Here is a 19619-nt window from a genome sequence, read left to right as displayed (position 1 = left end):
TTTGTTCACCGGAAAGTCCTACATAAAATTCATACTAAATGGAAAAAGTACCCTTATTAGGTGAAAAATGAGGTGTATTTATGGCATATATCTTGTCGGTAGGAAAAAGTATACCGCCGAATCAAATGCCCCAGGATGCGACCGTTGAATTCGCAAAGGAACTATTTGAAGGAACGTTTAAAGACATTAATAGACTGCTGCCTGCTTTTAAAAATGGGGACATTGAAAGCAGACAGTTCGTGAAAAATATGGACTGGTATACTTCTAAACATTCTTTTGAGGATAAAAATAATACGTATATTGAAGCAGCGGTTACACTTGGAACAGAAGCGATAGTCAACTGCTTAACTGCAAAACAATTTTTAAAAAGAGACATTGGCTGCGAAGAAATTGATGCGATATTCTTTATTTCAAGCACAGGCATTTCGACTCCGAGCATTGATGCTAAAATAATGAATCAATTGCCTTTTAAGGATTCAACAAAAAGGGTGCCTATCTGGGGTCTTGGCTGCGCAGGAGGAGCATCAGGTCTGTCCAGAGCTCATGACTACTGCAAAGCCTATCCGTTTGCTAAAGTGATTGTCGTTTGTGTGGAACTGTGCAGCCTGACTTTTCAGCATGATGATTTATCGAAAAGCAACTTCATTGGCACTTCTTTGTTTGCAGATGGTGTAGCATGTACGCTGCTTGCAGGAGAAGGAATTAAGATAAAAGAGCTTTCTTCGCTTAAAACTGTCCCTAATACACTCTCTACGCGCTCAACCTTTATGAAGGATTCTGAAGACGTCATGGGATGGGATATTAAAAATAACGGATTTTACGTCATTTTCTCCAGGGATATACCGAGTATTATTAAAAACTGGCTAAAACAGACCGTTGCAGACTACCTGCAAGAAGAAAACATTCCGCTTAAGCAAATTAAACATTTTCTAGCACATCCAGGCGGGAAGAAAGTGCTTCAAGCCTATCAATCAAGCCTTGGATTTGCCGATGAACAGCTCCAAGTTTCCAAAAAAGTTCTGAAAAATCATGGAAATATGTCATCTGCCACAGTTATGTACGTAATGGAAGAATACTTAAACAGCCGGATTGCTGCGGAATCGGATTTAGGCATAATTGCAGCCCTCGGGCCAGGATTTTGCTCCGAGCTTTTACTAGTTGAATGGAAGACAGCTGTATGATTTTTTATTTCTTCCTTATTATTATCATTGTTCAAAGAGTCTCTGAATTATTTATTGCCAGGAGAAACGAAGCACACATGAAAAGCATGGGAGGAAAAGAGCACGGCAGGGAACATTATCCGCTGATTGTAGCCGTTCATCTGCTGTTTCTGCTTTCATTCACACTAGAAGTAATTGTCTTTAATAAAGAAGTATCACCGCTTTGGATGATGATCCTGCCGGTTATTTTAATTACTCAGATAATCAGGTACTGGGCGGTCGTCAGTTTAGGGGCTTTTTGGAATACAAAGATCATTATCGTCCCGGACCTTGAAGTCGTTGCAAAAGGTCCATACAGGTTTATGAGGCATCCAAATTATTTAGTTGTAGCTGTTGAAATTCTTTTTCTGCCAATTTTTTTTCAAGCTTACGCTACTGCCATTCTTTTCACAGTTCTCAATGCCGCAGTTTTGACCATCCGGATTCGAGAAGAAGAAAAAGCACTGATGCAGCATACGGATTATAAGAAGTCGTTTTTAAATAAAAGAAGGTTTATTCCTGGAAAAGAGGAACCATGAGGTCTCTTTCGGGACTTTCTTACCCGGACTTTTCGGTAGAATTCTTATCTGTCTGCCCGAGTCTGAACAGTCGGTTCCTTTTTTCTTGTTGAAAATGATTTTCATTAGTGCTACACTGATTTTAAGAATCATTCTCAGTGAAAAGGTTGTGTGAGACAATGACAATGTTATTTCTATTAGGTACCGTCTTAGTCTACAGCGCATTAATTGGTTACATACTTAAAAAGGTAAATACTGCTTCTTAAATATATTCGCTGCCATAATGGCAGTTTTTTTTATGTTGATTTATCACCATACTTTGATCGCCCGCGGTAAGCCAAGATCGAAGTCTTAAGCGAAGAATAGGTACCAACTGCTGCACTGCCGTAAAAAAAACCCATAAAAATTCCTGAAGATAAGTGATGCGGATGGCTGATGAAAATGGAGATTCCCATTCCCAGCAATCCGGCAAGACTGGGAACGTATCTTCCAGGAATATGGAAATAGAGCTTTAAAATTTGAGTTAGGATCAAAACTGCGGGTACCGCCACGATTGCATCCCAAACATTTGTGTGAATTACAGGAAATTCGGTCATAATCTCATCCTTCTCACTTTTTATATAGTATTGAACCCTGGATGTTTTCTATGAGAAATAATTTAATGTAAAATCAGAATAAAGGACGCAGGGAGGAAATGAACATGAATACGATACATATTCTTTATCATCAGCTTATAGAAGCTTGGAATAACCGTAATGCACGTGAAATGGCCGATTTATTTGCAGAAGTAGGAGAAATGATTGGGTTTGACGGCAGCCTGGCAATTGGGCGCAGCGATATTTACGGGCATCTCAGCCCTATTTTTGAAAGTCATACTACTGCCCCCTTTATCACCAAAGTGAAAAATGTGCAGCTTCTCAATACAGAAGCAGCCATTTTGGTGCCATTGCAGGAATGGTTCCGCCAGGGCAGACAGATCTGAATCCCGATGTTAATACTCACCAGACGCTGATCGCAGTAAAAAGAGAAGATAAATGGCTCATACAGCTTTTTCAGAATACCCCAGCCAAATTTCACGGCAGACCCGAGCTGACTGAGCAAATGACAAAAGAGTTAAGACAATTAATAAAATGATCATATCTGTTTATATCGGCTGCCGTCCTGAACGGCAGTCATTTTTTATGAACATGAAAAAAGATAAAATTTGTGCGAGTTATAAGAGTGAGATTCGTCTGATGCAGGGTTGATTTGCATTTTTTAACTCTTTGCTTTCTATGTCTTAGCTATATTATTTTTCTTCGTTACTTAGTTTATGTTTCAAAAAAGTTCAGATGCCAAAAGGAAAAGAGTGAGGAAAATCATATCTCTTTTTTATTTAAATTCAAATCAATTGACAAAGAAGAAAATATTCGATATTATTATCTCGAATTAAAGATTTTTAATTTAAAGATTCATAATTTATTGTTTTAATCTTTCGATTTAATACAATAATAAAATGTCTCTAATTTTAAACAAGGAAAGGTGAAATGAAAAATGGCAAAAGTTTTATACATCACAGCACATCCGCATGACGACACAGCTTCATTTAGCATGGCAGCAGGAAAAGCATTTTTAGATAGTTACAAAGAAGTTAATTCAAACGATGAGGTCGTTCACATCGATCTTTATAAAGAGAACATTCCGCATATCGATGCTGATGTATTCAGCGGCTGGGGCAAACTTCAAACCGGTAAAGGCTTTGAGGAGCTTTCTGCAGAAGAAAAAGCAAAAGTTGGACGTCTGTCAGAACTGAGCGAACAATTTGTTTCAGCTGACAAATATGTTTTCGTAACACCGATGTGGAACTTCTCATTCCCTCCGGTTATGAAAGCATATCTTGACTCAGTAGCTGTTGCAGGCAAAACATTCAAATACACAGAGCAAGGACCTGTTGGTTTATTAACAGATAAAAAAGCTCTTCACATCCAGGCTCGCGGCGGTATTTACTCAACTGGACCAGCAGCTGAAATGGAAATGGGACATCGTTACATTGGAATCATGATGAATTTCTTCGGAGTTCCATCATTTGATGGCTTATTCATTGAAGGTCAAGCAGCAATGCCTGATAAAGCACAAGAAATCAAAGAAAATGGTATTGCACGCGCTAAAGACTTGGCTCATTCGTTTTAATAGCTAAAGATCTCCGTAGGGGGATCTTTTTTTATTGGATACTGAAATGACCCAACTGGATCAAGGAAAAAAGGTTATTTGAAATTGTGCTTCGTGTTTTAAAAACTTAACTGGGAATGTCACCTGTAAAAGTAGTCCAACTATAAATCAGAAACTTTTTCCAAAAAAGTCCTCCCAGAAGGACTTTTTTATATTAGAATAATAGGATTAACAAAAAAGGAGACTGGAAGCATCTATGAATGGAACATCACATATGGCTATTGGGGCAGGAACAGGATTTATTATTGCAAGCTCCATGCAGACCGACCTGCAGACAACATTGATATTATCAGGTCTTGGCGGACTGACTGCACTTATACCGGATATTGATATAGACGGAAAATTAAGTAATCGGATCACTTTTTCCCATCAGTTTGTTCGCACACTTGCACAAATTATTGGTTTCTTAATGATTATGTACAGTTTTTTTCAAGGGAAAGGAAATGAAATCTGGATTGGAATGGGATCAGGCACTGCCATTATCGTTCTTTCTGCTTTTTTTAGGCAAAGACACATGCTGACAATGACAGGGATTGGGGTTCTTGCTGGGGGTCTTTCTTTACAGGAGAGCTGGATTATCATGCTGGGAGTATTTATCGTGATTGCTTCCTTTGTGCCCCATCGAAGCTACACGCATTCTCTTGCAGGCCTTGCTTTTTTTTCAGTTATTGCCTTTCAATTTGAGCAGGCAATCGGGATGGATAATTTATTTATAGTGAGCACAGCGGGGTATGCAAGTCATTTGATTGCAGATATGAAGGTACTTCCATTTAATAGAAGAGGGGTTAAATACTTTTTGCCGTTTTCATCGAAAGAGTTTTAGAACCTTTGAATACTTTGTGAATAAAAGTGCAAACTATTTGAATACATCAAAAAAGTTCGATACAATGAAAGTAAGAAAATTGGAGACCTTATAAAAGGCCTCTATTTTTTTGCCCAAAATGTGAAGGAGGAATAGGTGTGAATTGCAGAGAAAGTGAATTGCCCGGAATCGGCAGAAAGTTTGAAGTGATTACAAAAACAAATGATAAAATTGTCATCGTGATTCACGATGATGGAAGAAGAGAAATTTATCATTTTGATGCGGATGATCATGAGGAAAGCATCTCAAGTGTTACTTTTAATGATTCTGAAGCAAGACAAGTTGCAGCCATATTAGGCGGCATGGTATACAAGCCAAAAGCTTTGGAGTCCATTGAAATTGCCCTTGATGATCTTGTGATTGAATGGTTCAAAGTAGAGCCGGGTGCTCCTGCTGTGAATAAATCCATTTTAGACATTGATATTCGAAACGAGTACGGCGTAACCGTCATTGCTATCATGAAAAAAAATCAGAAAAAAGTATTGAATCCAGGACCGGAAACACGGATCGAAGCTGGTGACACTTTAGTTATTTCAGGAGAAAGAAAGGATTTGAAAGCGCTAATTAAAAATTTATTATCTTCTTAAGGGGGAGTATGTATAGATGGATCATTTAGTATTTGAAGTAGGAACAGCATTAGTTTTAGTAGCAATTGCAGCCCTTTTAGCTGGGAAATTTAAGTTCTCCATTATTCCATTCCTCATAGTCCTAGGAATGCTGGTAGGTCCTCACGCTCCAAAGATTGGAGTCATTGATTTAACTTTCATTGAGAGTGCGGAAATAATCGAGTTTATGGGACGCATGGGTGTTCTATTTCTCCTTTTTTACCTGGGACTCGAGTTTTCTATCGGAAAATTGATCAAATCAGGAAAGTCCATTGTGATGGGCGGGTCAATCTATATTTTAATAAATTTTTCTATAGGTTTGCTTTTTGCCTACCTTGCTGGATTCCCTCTGCTTGAAATCTTGATTATTGCAGGCATCATCACAATTTCCTCCAGTGCCATAGTCGCTAAAGTATTGGTTGATTTAAGAAGAACCGGTAACACCGAGACCGAACTTATTTTGGGAATTATTATGTTCGAGGATATCTTCTTAGCTGTTTACTTATCTGTCGTATCAGGCCTCGTTCTTGGAGATGCAACATCTATTGGCGGAGCATTAACCTCTATTCTTATTGCCCTCGGGTACATGCTTTTATTTTTCATTGTTGCCAGAAAAGCAACACCAATCCTAAACAAACTATTGAGTATTTCTTCAGATGAAATCTTTATCATCGTCGTATTTGCTTCCCTGTTCTTTATTGCCGGTTTTTCAGAAACAATCCATGTTGCTGAAGCAATTGGCGCGCTGCTGTTAGGTCTGGTGTTTTCAGAAACAGACCACAGCGACCGAATTGAACATTTAGTTGTTCCTTTTCGTGATTTTTTCGGAGCACTCTTTTTCTTCAGCTTCGGACTAAGCATTGATCCATTTTCACTTGGAGGCGCTGTATGGCTTGCTCTTGGCGCTGTTGTACTGACGATTTTCGGTAATATCACAGCAGGTATGATCGCAGGCAGAAGAGCCGGGTTATCTCATAAAGGTTCACTAAACATCGGACTGACCATCGTCTCAAGAGGAGAGTTTTCGATCATCATGGCTAACTTAGGGATAGCTGGGGGTCTGATGCCGATTCTAAAACCATTCTCAGCACTCTATGTGCTGATATTAGCAATCCTAGGCCCATTGTTAACGAAAGAGTCAAAAGCCATCTATCTTTTCATGAATAAAATCTTCAAATGGAAAGGTACGAAAAAAGCTGAGTCTAAAATGAAACAGCCGGAAAATTAAGTAAACAAAAAAACGTTCTATTTATAGAGCGTTTTTTCATATTGCAAAAACATTAAATGGTATAATTTATGAATATTCCTTGTAAAGAGTGAAGAAAGATGGAGTCAGTGATTGACTATGATACCGGTTTTGCTGAACGAGAATGGACACGGCTAAACCGTGAACCGCTCGAATATATAATAATTACCGGTACATAAAACAATACCATCCTGAAAAAGCGCATATTCTCGATAATGGAGCAGGCCCTGGCAAGTATTCAATAAGGCTTGAAATTGATAATTGTAAACATGAAAAAAGGTGACCTGAGCATAACGTCACCTTTTGCCGGGGTTTAATCAGGCTGAATGATAATTTCATCATGATCTACACTGCTGATGCCGTCTGTAAAAACCAGCCGTGTAATAAATTTATAAGATACACGGTGATCAGATGGCTGAAGGGAAGATGGAAGCTTAAAAGAGAAACCCATCACTTTTTTTTCCTGTGCCAAAATCATAGCTGAAGAGAAAATCGTATTCGTATGAATCACTATTTTGCGGTCATCATCTGAAGTTGTCTGCACAAGATCTGATTCAACTCGTTTTAATCGCTGTTCAACAACACCGCCATTAATAATATACTCGCCTTTGATCATATCGCCGATGCAGTATGTATCACCTTTTAGAACAAGATCAATTTTTGCAGAGCCGACTCCAAATTTACACAATACCTTTCCAAACAACAAGAAAATGCCCACCTTTCAGCTATTGAAAAAACTATTTGCAATTACTCGTTATACGAGTCATGCTTAAAAAAAGTTTCAGGTTTCTAGAGAACCATTCATACATTCTATAATATGATGGGAAAAAGACAAAAAATCAAGTAAAATAGCAATATACGCTAGACAAAGGGGTTTAGGCAATGAGCACGAAAACGTTAAAACACCATCTGCTGCCGCGTTCAGCTGCTGTTTTCGAAAAAGTGAAAGAAGATAAGGCCGCTGCAGATAAGGTAAAAGAGCTTATTTATAAAGTACATAAAGAAACAAAACACATTGCATTTACCGGTCACTTTTCTGCCGGTAAATCAACAATGATCAATACGATCCTTGAAGAATCTATTCTGCCTACAAGTCCGATCCCGACCAGTGCTAATGTGGTGCTGCTCCAAAAAGGGGACAAGTCGGTCATTTTGCATGACAGCAGCGGGAATCTGCTGAAATTGAACGGAGAATATTCCATTCAGCAAGTGAAAGATTATTGTAAACAGGGCGAAGAAATTATGAAAGTTGAGATCAGCGATTTATATCAGGCTCTGCCTGAAAATGTGGTGATTATGGATACGCCCGGCATTGATTCAACAGATGCCGCCCACCGGATGGCAACAGAATCAACACTGCATCTTGCAGATCTGATTTTCTATGTTACAGACTATAATCATGTGCAGTCTGAAGAGAATGTGACTTTTATTAGTGAAATGATACACAAAGGCAAAAATGTATACCTGATTGTGAATCAAATTGATAAACATAGAGAGGAAGAAGTTTCTTTTTCTTATTTTAGATCACAGATCGAAACGACATTTGGAGGAGCCGGTCTTTCTAAAAACCATATCTTTTATACATCTTTAGTAGATCATGAAAATACACATAATCAGCTTCAGACAGTAAAAAAACTCATTCGCGATACAATCGCCGAAGATCATCTTGTTGTCCAGAGTGCCCAGTCCACATTGAAATCATTAGTAAATGAATTTTTGAAGTGGAAAGAGGACGATCTTGAGATAAAAGACATCCAGGCAGAGGAATTAATTCAGCGATTAGAATCAGTGCAAGTAAACAGAGAGGCATCTGCTTCAGCACTTCAAAGCCTGTTTGATAAAGTGAACAGCGCAGTTTTTGATATGAAGGAACAGCTTCAGTATATCCTAAAAAATGCGAATTTGATTCCATTTGAAACAAGGTCCAAGGCGGAGCGATATATTGCAGCTGCACAGCCCGGATTTAAAGTCGGCCTGCTTTTCTCTAAAGTGAAAACAATGGAAGAGCGGCAAAAGCGCGAGTCTGACCTTTTTGATGAAATAACACGTCACTTGCAGTCACAAATAACGTGGCATTTGTCTGAACTTTTAAAGAAAAAAAGTGCTGAATATGAAATCCATGATCCAGTTATTTTAAATGACATTCAATCGTTCGATGTAAAGATTCAGCCACAGCTGCTGCAGGATTCAATCCATAAAGGTGCAACAGTAAACTCGCAATATACGCTGACCTATTCCAATGATTTAAGCGAGGCTGTAAAAAAAGAGTGCAAACAGCAGGTCCTGCCTCTTATCGAAGAGATTGAACACCATCTGAAGAACCAGAGTGCAGATCAGATAAAAGCCCTTGAAAAAGAAGTTGACGAAGCGAACAAACAGCTTGAAGAATTAAATGAGACCTATCACAGCCTGATTTCATTTGAACAAGTGAAAAATGATTTAAGTGAACTGATGGATCAGCAAAGCTTTCCAGATATCAATATTACGGAGTGGCTGCAGAAGTACCCTATGAAGGAGCCTGTTGAAGGGGTACTTGAGCCTCATAAACCTGTTTCTGCCTTGAGAGATGAGCTTACAGAAGAACTGCCAAAGCATGAACTCCATCTCGATCAGGATTTCTTTTCAATGCAGATTGCCAGGGCTTCAGATGCCATGCGGGATATTCCCGGTTTTCACATGCTGTCGGCTTCTCTTTTAGAGAAGGCACAATCGCTTCAAAATAAATCTTTTACCGTTGCTTTATTCGGTGCTTTCAGTGCAGGAAAGTCGTCATTTGCAAATGCCCTTCTCGGCGAAAAGCTTTTGCCTTCTTCTCCAACGCCTACTACGGCGACAATTAACAAAATTGTGCCTGTTACAGCGGATAAGCCTCACGGTTTAATTGAAGTGAAGTTTAAATCAGAAGAAGCATTTCTGACGGAAATCGCCGATTTATTTTCGATAGAAGCAGAATCGGTTCATTCAGCTCTTTCAAAACTCAATGAGCTAGAAGGCGGGAATGAGAGGCTGAAATCCCTTCTCCCGCTCTACACTCATGCTTTAAAGGATTTCCCTTCAATCAGCGGAACGGTAAGAGCAGTTGAGAGAGAGGAATACAAAGAGTTTGTCGCCAATGAAGAAAAAGCCTGCATGGTAGAGGAGGTCATCATCTATTTTGACAGCCCCCTCACTCGAAATGGAATTACGATTGTTGATACACCGGGTGCAGACTCCTTTAACTCGCGGCATACAGAAGTAGCCTTTGATTACATTAAAAATGCGGATGCCATTTTATTTGTTACGTATTATAATCATCCTTTTTCAAAAGGAGACCGTGAATTTCTGAAACAGCTTGGTCGCGTGAAAGATACATTTACCATGGATAAGATGTTCTTTGTCATCAACGCCATTGATCTTGCAGAGAGCAAGGAAGAAATTGAAATGGTAAAAGAGTATATTACCGGGCAGCTGCTTACCCATGAGATACGCCATCCGCGTCTTTATGGCATATCAAGTTTGATGGAGCTTGAAAAAACGTCAGACCCTGCAATATCTGAATTCACTCAGTTCCAAGATGATTTTATGCACTTTATCAATAACGACTTATCCGCTTCGATGATTATGTCCGCCAAAGTAGAGCTGTCTATTGCAAAGCAGCAATTGCAGTCGATCCTGAACGCTGCAGATGATGATCAGGAAAAGAGAAAGAATGAACTTAAGAGACTGTCATCCGAACGTGCCGAGATCGTATCCATGCTTCGTACAGATGAACACCAGCTTGAGCAAAAACAGGTTCTGCAGGAAATTAAAGAACAGCTTTTTTATGTCAAACAGCGGACGATGCTGAGGTTTCCAGACTTATTTAAAGAATCCTTTCATCCTGGAGCTTTTGCGGGATCTTCAAAACAAACAAAAGAAATCCTTGAGAACTGCCTGCAGGACCTGCTTGTATCGCTGCAATTTCATGTTCTGCAAGAACTGCAGGCAACAACACTAAGGCTTGAAAAGTACACCCACAAGCTGCTTGAGAATGTGTTTAAGCGTCATTCCAAGGAGATTGCATTGACTAATAACGAGCTCCGGACATCAATGCCTGAATTCACCAAGTTTCATACACCAAAGCTGCAAGCTGCATTAAAAGACATAAAATCAGCGGAAATCCGCCAGCCATTGAAAAAATTTAAAAACACGAAATCCTTTTTTGAAAAAAATGAAAAGAAAACCATGAGTGACGAGCTGCAGGGAAAACTCGACACGCCGATAACGGATATCTTATCAGCACACCAGGATCAATTTGGCGAGTATTATCTAGAGCAGTTCATGAATGAATGCAGCCTGCTGCTTGAGAACCTTGCCAATCAGGCAGAGAATTACTACGAGGCTCTTTTATCTGCTTATACAAACAATGATTTAACCCTGCATCAAAAAGGAAATCTGACTCTAAAGCAAATTATGATGGAGCTAGAAAGAGATGAACAGTAAACAATATCAGGTTTGTGCCGCATGTACTCATTTTCAAAGCTTCCGCAGCGGCGGAAAAATGATGTACCGCTGCGGCCGGCTCGGTTTTGAAACAAAGCCGGATTATTCTTTCGATTGCTGGACACCTACTGAAAAAGTACTGAACCTGATGAAAAAAAGAGGAGACTTGACCAATGACAAACGTACATGAAGAAATTTCAGCTCACAGTAAAAAACAACATGCGATTGTTTCCGCATTTATAGCGTTAGAAGAAAAAAGAGAAGCGCTTATTGAACAGGCCGTTCAGCAATGCAGACACTCACAGCCATTCTCTGTTGTCGGCATCAATGCCGTTACAGCTGAGATCAATGAACTTGCTAAACAGGGCATCATACCGACAAGAAAACGGGTCTCTGATGAAATGGTCCGAGAGTTTGTACAGCGAAAATACCCTGCAGATAACCAATAACTTCTGCGTGTAATCATACCCGCTTTACGGAAATCCTAAGACTAGCACAACTGAAAAGAGGTGTTAAAAATGGGCAGAACGAAAAGCGGAAATGCAAATGCACAGCGCAACAACAATGCTAAAAAGAAAAATGGCTTTAACGAAGAATTCGCTTCTTATGCAGAAACAGAAGTGAAAAAAATGAACAGCAAAAAGAACCAGGAGTCTAAATAGATATCAAAACACAAAAGGCCTTCACAAATGGTGAGGGTCTTTTTCATGTTTTTCCCTTTCAGTCTGTCCCACTTATTATGATATGATAGAGGTACTTGATTTTTTTAGATAGGAGACTTGATAATAGATGAAAAATAAACAGCATTTATTAATAGTAGATGGCATGGCGCTTCTTTTTAGAGCTTTTTATGCAACATCTGTTTACGGCAATTTTATGATCAACAGCAAAGGGGTGCCGACGAATGCAGTGAACGGTTTTTTAAAGCATTTACTGGCATCAATTAAACACTTTAACCCGAGTCATGTGATTTGCTGCTGGGATATGGGGAGCAAAACGTATCGCACAGAATTGTTTGACCACTATAAAGCAAACCGTCCGGAAGCTCCAGTTGAAATGCTTCCTCAGTTTGATCTGGCTAAAGAAGTTGTTGAAGCTTTAAACATACCGAATGTTGGACTTGCAGGCTATGAGGCAGATGATTGCATCGGCACACTTGCGAAACTTTACGGAGGGGAAATGAATGTCTCCATTTTGACAGGTGACCGTGATCTGCTGCAGTTATTAACTGAGGATGTACAGGTTGTCCTAATGCAAAAAGGAATCGGGCAGTATAAAGTTTATACGCACGACTTCTTCACAGAAGAAACAGGCATTCTTCCCGCTCATCTTATCGATGTAAAAGGACTAATGGGAGACAGCAGTGATAACTATCCCGGCGTTCGCGGGATTGGAGAAAAAACAGCATATAAACTGATTGCGAAATACAAGTCTATAGAAGGCCTGCTAAGCAGCTTAGAAGAGCTGACCAAAGCTCAGCGATCTAAGATTGAACAGGATCTTGAAATGCTTCATTTATCAAGGAAACTAGCTGAAATTACGTGTGATGTTCCAGTAGAGTGCCCGCTTAATGAAGCCCTTTTGAACGTTGAGCATAACCGCGCTGTTCAGATGATTGAGGAAATGGAACTTAGAGGGCTGCATACGTTTTTATCAGATGCCCTGGCAGTGAGAGAGGCAATGTGACCTCTCTTTTTTGATTAATTGCTCTGATTCCTTTATGATTCTAAGTATAAGATTGGAGTGGCGATCGTGAAGAAAGCATTGATTATTGGAGCAACCGGTTTGATAGGAACAGAATTGCTCAGCCTCCTGCTTGCATCTAAGCAGTACTCAGAAGTGAAGACGATTACAAGAAAGCCATTAACCCATGAAAATGCCAAACATAAAAATACAATCATACCCGATTTTGATCAATTATCTCAGTATGGCAGTGAATTTGCCGCAGATGAATTGTTTATTTGTTTAGGTACCACGATGAAGCAAGCCAAATCCAAGGAAGCGTTTTATAAAGTGGATTTTGAATATGCAGTAGAAGCAGCCCGTCTGGCCAAACAGCAAGGTGTTAAAAAAGTCCTTGCCGTCTCTGCTGTCGGAGCCGATTGTGATTCACTGTTTTACTATAATCGAGTAAAAGGACAGATGGAGGATGCCTTAAGGAATCTCGGTCTGCCTTCGGTTATCTTGTTCAGGCCGTCTCTGCTGCTTGGTGACAGGGAAGAATTTCGTTTCGGAGAAAAGTTAGGCGTATGGATGGCTAAAAGTTTTGGATTTCTTTTTGTCGGAAAATTAAAAATAATGAAACCCATCCATGCAAAAACAGTTGCAAAAGCAATGGTTAAAGAAGCGCAAAATAATGATCCGCTCGTTATCACTTTTCAATCAGATGAAATTCATGAAATAGGTTATTACTAGGGAGAAATGGTATAGAAATTTTTTTATCCATCAGCTAAAATTAGGATGGATGAAACTTTACACCTAAGGCGGGGTCTGCTTGCTACATACGAAACAGTCGGTTAAAGATTATTTGCTGCATTTAAAAGATAAAGGATTTCAGCTTAAGGAAGATGCTCTTGGCTTTATCGAGTTCGGCAAACATTACACTGGTGCCGAGGACGAGCTGGTCATAGCTGCGATTGAGCTGACATTAAAAGCACAGAAGGAATTTGACGGCTCATTCTTTGTCTCACTTCTTGAAAGGCTGACAAAAGAAAAGGCAAAAAACCGCACACAGGCAGTTCTTGTGGCACAAAAACTGAATTTAATCTAATTAGAAAGCGGAAGCGGATTTGTCGCACAGGCATGACAGACAAGGCTCCGACGGAAAAGTAAGGATTTGACTTTTTTTGAGAGCCTTCTGACGAGGATTCAGGCGCTTCCGCTTGCCATCAATTCATATAATTTTATAATTGCGTTTTAAAAAAATCTCGGGAATCCCGGGATTTTTATATGGAAAGAGATTCTTCCGTGCTGTTTTGCTTCCATTCAGCTGTAAGCATAGCTGCCAATATAAGCAGACAGCCGATCATGCCGTATACTGTCATTCGCTCTCCAATGAAAATAAAAGCGGTTAAAGCAGCGAACACTGGCTCTGAGGCATAAATGAGAGCAACTCTTGATGCTGTTGTGTACTGCTGAAGCTTTGTTTGAACGAAAAAGGCGAATGCAGTTGCAAATAAGGCGGTAATGATAAGGGCAAACAGAACTTCAAATGTAAACATGCTGCCGAAATTCTCTTTCACATTTGCAGCTTCAAATACCCCGGAAGCAAGAAAGCTCAGGATAGAAACCGTTGAAAGCTGAACGATCGTCAGCATCCAAGCATCATGACTGCCGGAAAACCTCCCTGTAAAGATAATATGCAAAGCAAACGCAGCGGCGCAAAAGAGAACAAGCAAATCTCCAATATTTAGTGATGAGAAATCACTCAGGGTTAAAAGATACAAGCCTGCTGTTCCAAGTCCAGCTGCAAAATAAACTGTTTTTCTGGCGCGTTCCCTAAGAAGCCAGATGGACAATAGAGGAACGATCATCACACTTAAACCAGTAATAAATCCAGTTTTTGAAGAGGTTGTATACAACAAGCCGACAGTCTGAAAGGCGTATCCTAAAAACAAAAAGACACCAAGCGACATTCCGGCAAGCAATGTGTCTTTTGAAAGTCGAAAGCGGGTTACTCTTATACTAATCATAGTCAGAATAACGGCTGCAGCAAAAAAACGAATGCCATTAAAAAAGTGCGGCGGCATAAAGTGAATGGCTTTTTGGACAATCACAAACGTAGATCCCCATATAAAAGCTACTAACAAGAGACTGAGATCGGCAACTGAAGATTTTTTCAGCTTCATCATTATGTATCTCCATTCAGCCGAATGGCATCTCGTGACAGCTGATCGGCAACTGAAGATTTTTTCAGCTTCATCATTATGTATCTCCATTCAGCCGAATGGCATCTCGTGACAGCTGATCGGCTACACTGTTTTGTTTGCTCGGAATCCATTTAATAAAAAACAGCTCAAATTGATTTTTTAAGCCTAGAACCTTCTCAAGCAGCGGAACGAAAGCTGGATTTTTCACATATTCCTTTTCAACAGCACGTTCTACAAGCTGTGAATCCGTTCTGACTGAAATAATCGAAAATCCTTTCTCAAGACAAATTTCCAGGCTTTTTATTAGGGCATGATACTCGGCTTCATGATTCGTCATGATGCCAAGAGGGACTGAGAACTTTTCCCCTTTGCCGTGCCCTTTAATGAAAATGCCGGCTCCTGAAGGCCCAGGATCTCCTGCACTAGCACCGTCTACATATACTTCGATCATCTATGTCTTCAACTCCTTACTCATTGGGCTGCAATTTTTACAAAAAAGACGAATGGTTAATTGAAAATCCAGACAAACAATCCCCTTTTGCCGAATAGTTTATAAAACAAAAGAACAATGCTAAAATTGATTTACGTGAAACCAAGCCATAAGATTTCAATTGGGATACAGTCTCTCTCCTTGCTTAAATGTTTAGTTAAGCTCCTTTCGTATAGGCTGTTTTTTGATCAAACGGCAAGCGCATTGGTTAATTACCGAATATGATTATAGCACAGTGAATACATTTGATGGTATGAGCAAAACTAATGCATATAATGCTCAGCCGAATTAGGAGTGGAACAGGTGAAATATCTCATACACTGGATGTACATCAGCCCGAAAAAAAAGAACTTACTTTTTACATCTGATAACGAAACAGATCTTGATTCAGCCATTGTAATTGGTGATGATCTCGAAAAAACCGGCAGGGTGAAATCAATAGAATTTATTGATACACGCGGCACAGCATGGTCACTTAAAGAATTAAAGAAATTAAAATTGGAAGTCGTGCATGAGCCTGTCGACGTTGAAGCTTATTTTGACGGCAACTACAATAAACAAACAAAAGAAGCAGGTCTTGGCGCTGTGATCTATTATACAATCAACGAGAAAAGGACAAGAATGAGATTCAGTGCAAAAGCTGATGGTGCAGAATCCAATAACGAAGCAGAATACATGGCGGTTTACTTTATGGTGCAAAAACTTGATGAACTCGGCGTACGTTATCAGGATGTAACGTTCAAAGGAGATTCGCAAGTTGTGCTTAACCAGCTGTCCGGAGAGTGGCCTGTCTATGAAGAAGCTTACACCCGCTGGCTTGATAAAATTGAAGCAGCGCTGAAAAAAATGAAAGTGCGTCCAATATGCATGCAAATTGCTCGAAAAGAAAACGAAGAAGCAGATAAGCTTGCAGGACAAGGATTAAAAGGAATAACAATTGCAAGTGAATGGAAGCTTGACAGCGATTGATGGAGTTGAATGAATTGGAGAAAAAACAAGTTGTTTGTGAAATCGACCAGCTGCTCGACACCTATTGTACGGATTGTTTATTAAAGAAGCATTTTCGCAAGGAATACGGAAAAAAGTATGCTCATTCTTTCTGTATTGAAGAATGCACGGTTGGTCAAAAAATAAAAGAATACGGCAAGAAGCTGACATAAAAATCCGCTGACATCTAAATTCAGCGGATTTTTATATGCTTACTATTGTTTCGCCTCGTTAAGCTGGTGCTCGCATTGCAGAAGAAGTTCATTCTGATTGCTGAGAAAGTCCTGGTCAACTCCTGTATCCCCTGCAGTCTGATAGATAGCTTTTGCATCCTGAAGTGCTTTTTCCGCGTTTTGAATCGCCTCAGGATCCATGCTCATCGTTGCAGATCCTGTCATTTTTTGTGCCGCTGCTACAGCCATTTCTAATTGTTTTAGATTATTGAAGCCGCTGATAAGGCCTGTATGATTAATCTGGTCCATGTTAGTCACCTCCACTTACTTATCGTTCGACATCTTCCTTAAAATATACATCTGAAAAATGAGTCTAAAGGAACAAAATGAATTTTCAGAATAAAAAATAATTCGTTAAAAAGAAGGATTCTCGTTCCTTATAACAGAATTATGTTGCATATAAAATAAAATTGAATCTTTTAGACTAGAAGGACGATTGGATAAGGAGGGAGATAGCTTTCCATGAGAACCAGGGTCAGCATAAATGAAGATGTTAAAAATGCATTTTATGAGATATATGGAGATTTGGACATGCTGCTGTTTATGGCGAAGAACGGAAATGTTTTTAATCAGTTTGAAGTAAGCAGAATCGAAAAAAAGCTTAAACAGAATATAAAGGCAGTGGAATACTTAATGATCAGCCAGGATTTCACGAAAGAAAGAGGCTGAGTTAACTCAGCCTCTTTCTTGCATCGTATATGATCAAATATAATGTACGTTTGTAATTATAATTTCACAACGTTAGCAGCTTGTGGTCCACGGTTTCCTTCAACGATTTCAAAAGAGACTTCCTGTCCTTCTTCTAAAGACTTGTAGCCGTCGCCTTCGATAGCTGAGAAATGTACAAATACATCGTCTCCGCCTTCAACTTCGATAAAACCGAAACCTTTTTCGTTGTTGAACCATTTTACTTTACCGTTTTGCATAGTACTTTATCCTCCTAATACTGTAGCACAAGGTGTTGCTACCTGGAAATATTTATCATGCAGCAAATATGTATGCGTAAACATTGTTTATTACAACAATAGCTCACTAACTATTAGCTAAATGATGATTTTAATATACACTATTGAAAATTTGTCGTCAAGTTGCCTATAGCTTTTTATTGAAATTTCAGATATTTTAAATATAAGGTGGAATAACTTGTAAAGGGATGTGGGAAACGTGTACAAAACAAGCATTAGGGATAAACAGGTTATTTTTAAAAAAGACCGTAAAATGAGTGACGAGCGTTTTCTGCTTGCCTGCCGCCAGCTTGAGACACTTGAGTCCTTGCTGGATTTTGAGCATGAACGGCTCATTCTAATTAAAGATCCGCTCCAAAATACGATTATTATTGAAAAAAAGAGCACAGAAACATGCACCATTTATCTTCACAGCTACATCATGCACGAGGAGATCGTCAAGCTTGCGTAACTCCAAAAAAAACAGTTTTCTTTTATCCGAAAACGATTATAATATTGTTTGTTAACAATATGGGAGGGGAAGTAAGCAATGATACAAAAATCATTTGAAATTACAAGTGAATCTGGAATCCACGCACGTCCTGCAACTTCATTAGTAAATGCAGTCAACTCATTCACAGCTGATGTGAATTTAGAAGCAAACGGCCGTAAAGTAAACTTAAAATCAATCATGGGTGTTATGTCTCTTGGAATCTCTAAAGGTACAACAATTGTGGTATCTGCAGAAGGCAGTGATGAAAAAGACGCCATTGAGGCAGTTGAGCGTGTGATCATAGCAGAACAATTAGGTGCTTAAGCCTTGCCGGAAAATCTCCTTGAACTGGGAGATTTTTTTTATTTCATGGGGAATGATAAATATGAATGGAGGCGAGCGAATGACCCGGAAAAAGGATAAATCATCTTATCTAGGCAGTGAAGAAACATCGAGGGCAAACGAAAAAATCAATGAAGCCTTTTATGATAACGGCGACAAGATGCAAATACCGCTGTACATGAATAATGAAACAGCTGCTATTACAATTGACAGAGGCAGAAATGATGAAGCTGAATTTGATAAGGAAGACTGAAAAATTGCAGGCTGTGTCTGCAGTTTTTTTTGTATAAGATGCAAGGGCGCTTGTAATTAGATCGAACTGGATGAATGGTAGTAAACATCTTAGTAGAAATAATACTTAATGGGGATGATTGAAGCAGAAAAGCGCCTTACTGTAGAAAAAAGTGCGTAAAAGCAGGTGAATGGAGCAGATAAAGGAGAGCATTCAATGGGCAGTGAAATATGGAACGAATTGGCTGAATAGGCACAAAACGGTGAACGGTCAGAAATCTTGTTTGACAGTAAAAACTAACAGCGAACGGTCAAAAATCGAGTTGGGCGGGTCATAACGTTCCTGTGAGATAGTGATCCAAATTCAGCAACCAAACCTCTATTTAAAAAAGCCAGCTGCTTTAGGCAGCCGGCCTTAGGATATTTACTTTTCTGCAGTCTTCGATTGTTGATCTTTATTCCGTTTGTTTCCTTTGCTGTTATCGCCAGAAATGATTTCTTGGCCGAATTCTTCCTGAAAGTGGCCCTTTCTAGGGGAGTTGCCGTTTTCGCTGCCTTTGTTAAATTTCTTTGTCATAATGAAGACCTCCTAAAATGGTGGTAATGAATCAAGGTTATTTGCTTTATTGTGATCCGGGTTGCTCCGAATATACATCTCTCCGTCTTTTCCTTTAAAGGTATTTACACCCGCAATCGAACCTTTGTCGATTTCCATCAGTGCTTCTTGATAGGAGAGCGTTCTTCCTGCTGATGTTTTGAATGAGACGAGATCTCCGTCTCCATTTTTCTGTGCAGCCACAAAAGATTCTTTTTCCATCTTCAGCACTCCTTTCTTTCATAGTGTTCAACTATTTATATCAATTATTCCTCAGAAAAGGATTTCCGCTGATTTTCTAGAAATAGTAGAAGATGATAAATTATGGAGCTGATT

Annotated in this window: 26 protein-coding genes and 3 pseudogenes; 21 read left to right on the top strand and 8 right to left on the bottom strand. The window is 39.4% G+C overall.

What is annotated here, in order from left to right; all coding sequences use genetic code 11:
• Nucleotides 1–80 precede the first annotated feature (80 nt).
• Together K8L98_RS16115 and K8L98_RS16110 are read left to right on the top strand one after the other, a co-directional pair.
• Nucleotides 81–1181 (top strand): type III polyketide synthase, encoded by a 1101-nt coding sequence (locus K8L98_RS16115; RefSeq protein ID WP_223436154.1) that lies wholly within the window; start codon nt 81–83, stop codon nt 1179–1181.
• Nucleotides 1181–1738 (top strand): isoprenylcysteine carboxyl methyltransferase family protein, encoded by a 558-nt coding sequence (locus K8L98_RS16110; RefSeq protein WP_223443518.1) that lies wholly within the window; start codon nt 1181–1183, stop codon nt 1736–1738. The genes K8L98_RS16115 and K8L98_RS16110 overlap by 1 nt, the downstream gene beginning before the upstream one ends.
• Nucleotides 1739–2013: 275 nt before the next feature.
• On the opposite strand, the gene K8L98_RS16105 is transcribed toward K8L98_RS16110, so the two are convergent.
• A complete protein-coding gene (locus K8L98_RS16105) occupies nt 2014–2313 on the bottom strand; it encodes a hypothetical protein (RefSeq protein ID WP_223436152.1) in 300 nt (99 codons plus the stop codon).
• Nucleotides 2314–2417: 104 nt separating this feature from the next.
• Here K8L98_RS16105 and K8L98_RS16100 point away from each other — a divergent pair.
• From K8L98_RS16100 to K8L98_RS16080, 5 genes and pseudogenes are all read left to right on the top strand, one after another.
• Nucleotides 2418–2851 (top strand): annotated as a pseudogene (locus K8L98_RS16100) (SgcJ/EcaC family oxidoreductase).
• A 399-nt stretch (nt 2852–3250) separates the two neighbouring features.
• Nucleotides 3251–3886, top strand: coding sequence for an FMN-dependent NADH-azoreductase (locus tag K8L98_RS16095; protein WP_223436150.1), 636 nt, complete (start codon nt 3251–3253; stop codon nt 3884–3886).
• A gap of 235 nt (nt 3887–4121) precedes the next feature.
• Nucleotides 4122–4748 (top strand): metal-dependent hydrolase, encoded by a 627-nt coding sequence (locus tag K8L98_RS16090; RefSeq protein ID WP_223436148.1) that lies wholly within the window; start codon nt 4122–4124, stop codon nt 4746–4748.
• A 137-nt stretch (nt 4749–4885) separates the two neighbouring features.
• A complete protein-coding gene (locus K8L98_RS16085) occupies nt 4886–5374 on the top strand; it encodes a cation:proton antiporter regulatory subunit (RefSeq protein WP_223436146.1) in 489 nt (162 codons plus the stop codon).
• Nucleotides 5375–5390: 16 nt separating this feature from the next.
• Nucleotides 5391–6620 (top strand): cation:proton antiporter, encoded by a 1230-nt coding sequence (locus K8L98_RS16080; RefSeq protein ID WP_223436144.1) that lies wholly within the window; start codon nt 5391–5393, stop codon nt 6618–6620.
• A 331-nt stretch (nt 6621–6951) separates the two neighbouring features.
• On the opposite strand, the gene K8L98_RS16075 is transcribed toward K8L98_RS16080, so the two are convergent.
• Nucleotides 6952–7344, bottom strand: a complete 393-nt coding sequence (locus tag K8L98_RS16075) for a sporulation protein (protein WP_223436142.1) — start codon at nt 7342–7344, stop codon at nt 6952–6954.
• A 176-nt stretch (nt 7345–7520) separates the two neighbouring features.
• Here K8L98_RS16075 and K8L98_RS26905 point away from each other — a divergent pair.
• The 8 genes and pseudogenes from K8L98_RS26905 to K8L98_RS16040 all read left to right on the top strand — a co-directional run.
• Nucleotides 7521–8108: pseudogene (locus K8L98_RS26905) on the top strand (dynamin family protein); the annotation flags it as partial.
• 1251 nt (nt 8109–9359) lie between these two features.
• Nucleotides 9360–10136, top strand: a pseudogene (locus tag K8L98_RS26900) (dynamin family protein); the annotation flags it as partial.
• Nucleotides 10137–11088: 952 nt separating this feature from the next.
• Nucleotides 11089–11289 (top strand): hypothetical protein, encoded by a 201-nt coding sequence (locus K8L98_RS16065; RefSeq protein WP_223436139.1) that lies wholly within the window; start codon nt 11089–11091, stop codon nt 11287–11289.
• Nucleotides 11273–11548, top strand: a complete 276-nt coding sequence (locus K8L98_RS16060; protein WP_223436137.1) for a DUF2533 family protein — start codon at nt 11273–11275, stop codon at nt 11546–11548. Before K8L98_RS16065 ends, K8L98_RS16060 begins: the two co-directional genes overlap by 17 nt.
• 69 nt (nt 11549–11617) lie before the next feature.
• Nucleotides 11618–11761 (top strand): hypothetical protein, encoded by a 144-nt coding sequence (locus K8L98_RS16055; RefSeq protein ID WP_223436135.1) that lies wholly within the window; start codon nt 11618–11620, stop codon nt 11759–11761.
• Between the two features lie 127 nt (nt 11762–11888).
• Nucleotides 11889–12785, top strand: coding sequence for a 5'-3' exonuclease (locus K8L98_RS16050; RefSeq protein WP_223436133.1), 897 nt, complete (start codon nt 11889–11891; stop codon nt 12783–12785).
• Nucleotides 12786–12851: 66 nt separating this feature from the next.
• Nucleotides 12852–13514: an oxidoreductase gene (locus K8L98_RS16045; RefSeq protein WP_223436132.1), complete on the top strand. Its 663-nt coding sequence runs from the start codon at nt 12852–12854 to the stop codon at nt 13512–13514.
• A gap of 79 nt (nt 13515–13593) precedes the next feature.
• A complete protein-coding gene (locus K8L98_RS16040; protein ID WP_223436130.1) occupies nt 13594–13869 on the top strand; it encodes a DUF6123 family protein in 276 nt (91 codons plus the stop codon).
• Nucleotides 13870–14044: 175 nt separating this feature from the next.
• Here the strand turns inward: K8L98_RS16040 and K8L98_RS16035 are convergent, their stop codons facing one another.
• Together K8L98_RS16035 and K8L98_RS16030 are read right to left on the bottom strand one after the other, a co-directional pair.
• Nucleotides 14045–14950 (bottom strand): DMT family transporter, encoded by a 906-nt coding sequence (locus K8L98_RS16035; protein WP_338036983.1) that lies wholly within the window; start codon nt 14948–14950, stop codon nt 14045–14047.
• Between the two features lie 73 nt (nt 14951–15023).
• Nucleotides 15024–15419 carry a reverse transcriptase-like protein gene (locus tag K8L98_RS16030; protein WP_223436128.1) on the bottom strand — a complete coding sequence of 132 codons (396 nt, stop codon included), beginning with the start codon at nt 15417–15419 and terminating at the stop codon, nt 15024–15026.
• A gap of 342 nt (nt 15420–15761) precedes the next feature.
• On the opposite strand from K8L98_RS16030, the gene K8L98_RS16020 reads away from it, so the two are divergent.
• Together K8L98_RS16020 and K8L98_RS16015 are read left to right on the top strand one after the other, a co-directional pair.
• Nucleotides 15762–16427: a reverse transcriptase-like protein gene (locus K8L98_RS16020; protein ID WP_223436127.1), complete on the top strand. Its 666-nt coding sequence runs from the start codon at nt 15762–15764 to the stop codon at nt 16425–16427.
• 14 nt (nt 16428–16441) lie between these two features.
• A complete protein-coding gene (locus K8L98_RS16015) occupies nt 16442–16618 on the top strand; it encodes a zinc-finger domain-containing protein (protein ID WP_223436125.1) in 177 nt (58 codons plus the stop codon).
• A 42-nt stretch (nt 16619–16660) separates the two neighbouring features.
• Here the strand turns inward: K8L98_RS16015 and K8L98_RS16010 are convergent, their stop codons facing one another.
• On the bottom strand, nt 16661–16927 hold the full coding sequence (locus K8L98_RS16010) for a DUF2564 family protein (protein ID WP_223436123.1): 267 nt from the start codon (nt 16925–16927) through the stop codon (nt 16661–16663).
• 213 nt (nt 16928–17140) lie between these two features.
• Here K8L98_RS16010 and K8L98_RS16005 point away from each other — a divergent pair, with 213 nt between their 5' ends.
• On the top strand, nt 17141–17347 hold the full coding sequence (locus K8L98_RS16005) for a hypothetical protein (protein WP_223436120.1): 207 nt from the start codon (nt 17141–17143) through the stop codon (nt 17345–17347).
• 56 nt (nt 17348–17403) lie between these two features.
• Here the strand turns inward: K8L98_RS16005 and cspD are convergent, their stop codons facing one another.
• A complete protein-coding gene (cspD, locus tag K8L98_RS16000; protein WP_029280415.1) occupies nt 17404–17604 on the bottom strand; it encodes a cold-shock protein CspD in 201 nt (66 codons plus the stop codon).
• 238 nt (nt 17605–17842) lie between these two features.
• Here cspD and K8L98_RS15995 point away from each other — a divergent pair, with 238 nt between their 5' ends.
• The 3 genes from K8L98_RS15995 to K8L98_RS15985 all read left to right on the top strand — a co-directional run bounded on the left by K8L98_RS15995 (nt 17843) and on the right by K8L98_RS15985 (nt 18710).
• Complete coding sequence (locus tag K8L98_RS15995) at nt 17843–18094, top strand: hypothetical protein (protein ID WP_223436119.1); 252 nt, start codon at nt 17843–17845, stop codon at nt 18092–18094.
• Between the two features lie 78 nt (nt 18095–18172).
• Complete coding sequence (locus K8L98_RS15990; protein ID WP_223436117.1) at nt 18173–18439, top strand: phosphocarrier protein HPr; 267 nt, start codon at nt 18173–18175, stop codon at nt 18437–18439.
• 79 nt (nt 18440–18518) lie between these two features.
• Nucleotides 18519–18710: a hypothetical protein gene (locus K8L98_RS15985; RefSeq protein WP_223436115.1), complete on the top strand. Its 192-nt coding sequence runs from the start codon at nt 18519–18521 to the stop codon at nt 18708–18710.
• Nucleotides 18711–19112: 402 nt separating this feature from the next.
• Here the strand turns inward: K8L98_RS15985 and K8L98_RS15980 are convergent, their stop codons facing one another.
• Both K8L98_RS15980 and K8L98_RS15975 read right to left on the bottom strand, forming a co-directional pair.
• Entirely contained in the window at nt 19113–19265 is a 153-nt protein-coding gene (locus K8L98_RS15980) for a hypothetical protein (protein WP_223436113.1), read from the bottom strand.
• Nucleotides 19266–19277: 12 nt separating this feature from the next.
• Nucleotides 19278–19505 (bottom strand): DUF3892 domain-containing protein, encoded by a 228-nt coding sequence (locus K8L98_RS15975; RefSeq protein WP_223436111.1) that lies wholly within the window; start codon nt 19503–19505, stop codon nt 19278–19280.
• Nucleotides 19506–19619 lie beyond the last annotated feature (114 nt).

It is taken from the genome of Metabacillus dongyingensis, from assembly GCF_019933155.2.
Taxonomy (GTDB): Bacteria; Bacillota; Bacilli; order Bacillales; family Bacillaceae; genus Bacillus_P; species Bacillus_P dongyingensis.
This window is presented reverse-complemented; position numbering and strand designations above follow the sequence as displayed.

What these genes read in the sequence shown, in the direction of transcription:
- K8L98_RS16030 (WP_223436128.1), bottom strand. Translation starts at nt 15,419, where the DNA reads ATGATCGAAGTATATGTAGACGGTGCTAGTGCAGGAGATCCTGGGCCT.
- K8L98_RS15985 (WP_223436115.1), top strand. Translation starts at nt 18,519, where the DNA reads ATGACCCGGAAAAAGGATAAATCATCTTATCTAGGCAGTGAAGAAACA.
- K8L98_RS16055 (WP_223436135.1), top strand. Translation starts at nt 11,618, where the DNA reads ATGGGCAGAACGAAAAGCGGAAATGCAAATGCACAGCGCAACAACAAT.
- cspD (WP_029280415.1), bottom strand. Translation starts at nt 17,604, where the DNA reads ATGCAAAACGGTAAAGTAAAATGGTTCAACAACGAAAAAGGTTTCGGT.
- K8L98_RS16115 (WP_223436154.1), top strand. Translation starts at nt 81, where the DNA reads ATGGCATATATCTTGTCGGTAGGAAAAAGTATACCGCCGAATCAAATG.
- K8L98_RS16065 (WP_223436139.1), top strand. Translation starts at nt 11,089, where the DNA reads ATGAACAGTAAACAATATCAGGTTTGTGCCGCATGTACTCATTTTCAA.
- K8L98_RS16005 (WP_223436120.1), top strand. Translation starts at nt 17,141, where the DNA reads ATGAGAACCAGGGTCAGCATAAATGAAGATGTTAAAAATGCATTTTAT.
- K8L98_RS16060 (WP_223436137.1), top strand. Translation starts at nt 11,273, where the DNA reads ATGACAAACGTACATGAAGAAATTTCAGCTCACAGTAAAAAACAACAT.
- K8L98_RS16080 (WP_223436144.1), top strand. Translation starts at nt 5,391, where the DNA reads ATGGATCATTTAGTATTTGAAGTAGGAACAGCATTAGTTTTAGTAGCA.
- K8L98_RS15990 (WP_223436117.1), top strand. Translation starts at nt 18,173, where the DNA reads ATGATACAAAAATCATTTGAAATTACAAGTGAATCTGGAATCCACGCA.
- K8L98_RS15980 (WP_223436113.1), bottom strand. Translation starts at nt 19,265, where the DNA reads ATGACAAAGAAATTTAACAAAGGCAGCGAAAACGGCAACTCCCCTAGA.
- K8L98_RS16090 (WP_223436148.1), top strand. Translation starts at nt 4,122, where the DNA reads ATGAATGGAACATCACATATGGCTATTGGGGCAGGAACAGGATTTATT.
- K8L98_RS16050 (WP_223436133.1), top strand. Translation starts at nt 11,889, where the DNA reads ATGAAAAATAAACAGCATTTATTAATAGTAGATGGCATGGCGCTTCTT.
- K8L98_RS16105 (WP_223436152.1), bottom strand. Translation starts at nt 2,313, where the DNA reads ATGACCGAATTTCCTGTAATTCACACAAATGTTTGGGATGCAATCGTG.
- K8L98_RS16010 (WP_223436123.1), bottom strand. Translation starts at nt 16,927, where the DNA reads ATGGACCAGATTAATCATACAGGCCTTATCAGCGGCTTCAATAATCTA.
- K8L98_RS15975 (WP_223436111.1), bottom strand. Translation starts at nt 19,505, where the DNA reads ATGGAAAAAGAATCTTTTGTGGCTGCACAGAAAAATGGAGACGGAGAT.
- K8L98_RS16095 (WP_223436150.1), top strand. Translation starts at nt 3,251, where the DNA reads ATGGCAAAAGTTTTATACATCACAGCACATCCGCATGACGACACAGCT.
- K8L98_RS16035 (WP_338036983.1), bottom strand. Translation starts at nt 14,950, where the DNA reads ATGATGAAGCTGAAAAAATCTTCAGTTGCCGATCTCAGTCTCTTGTTA.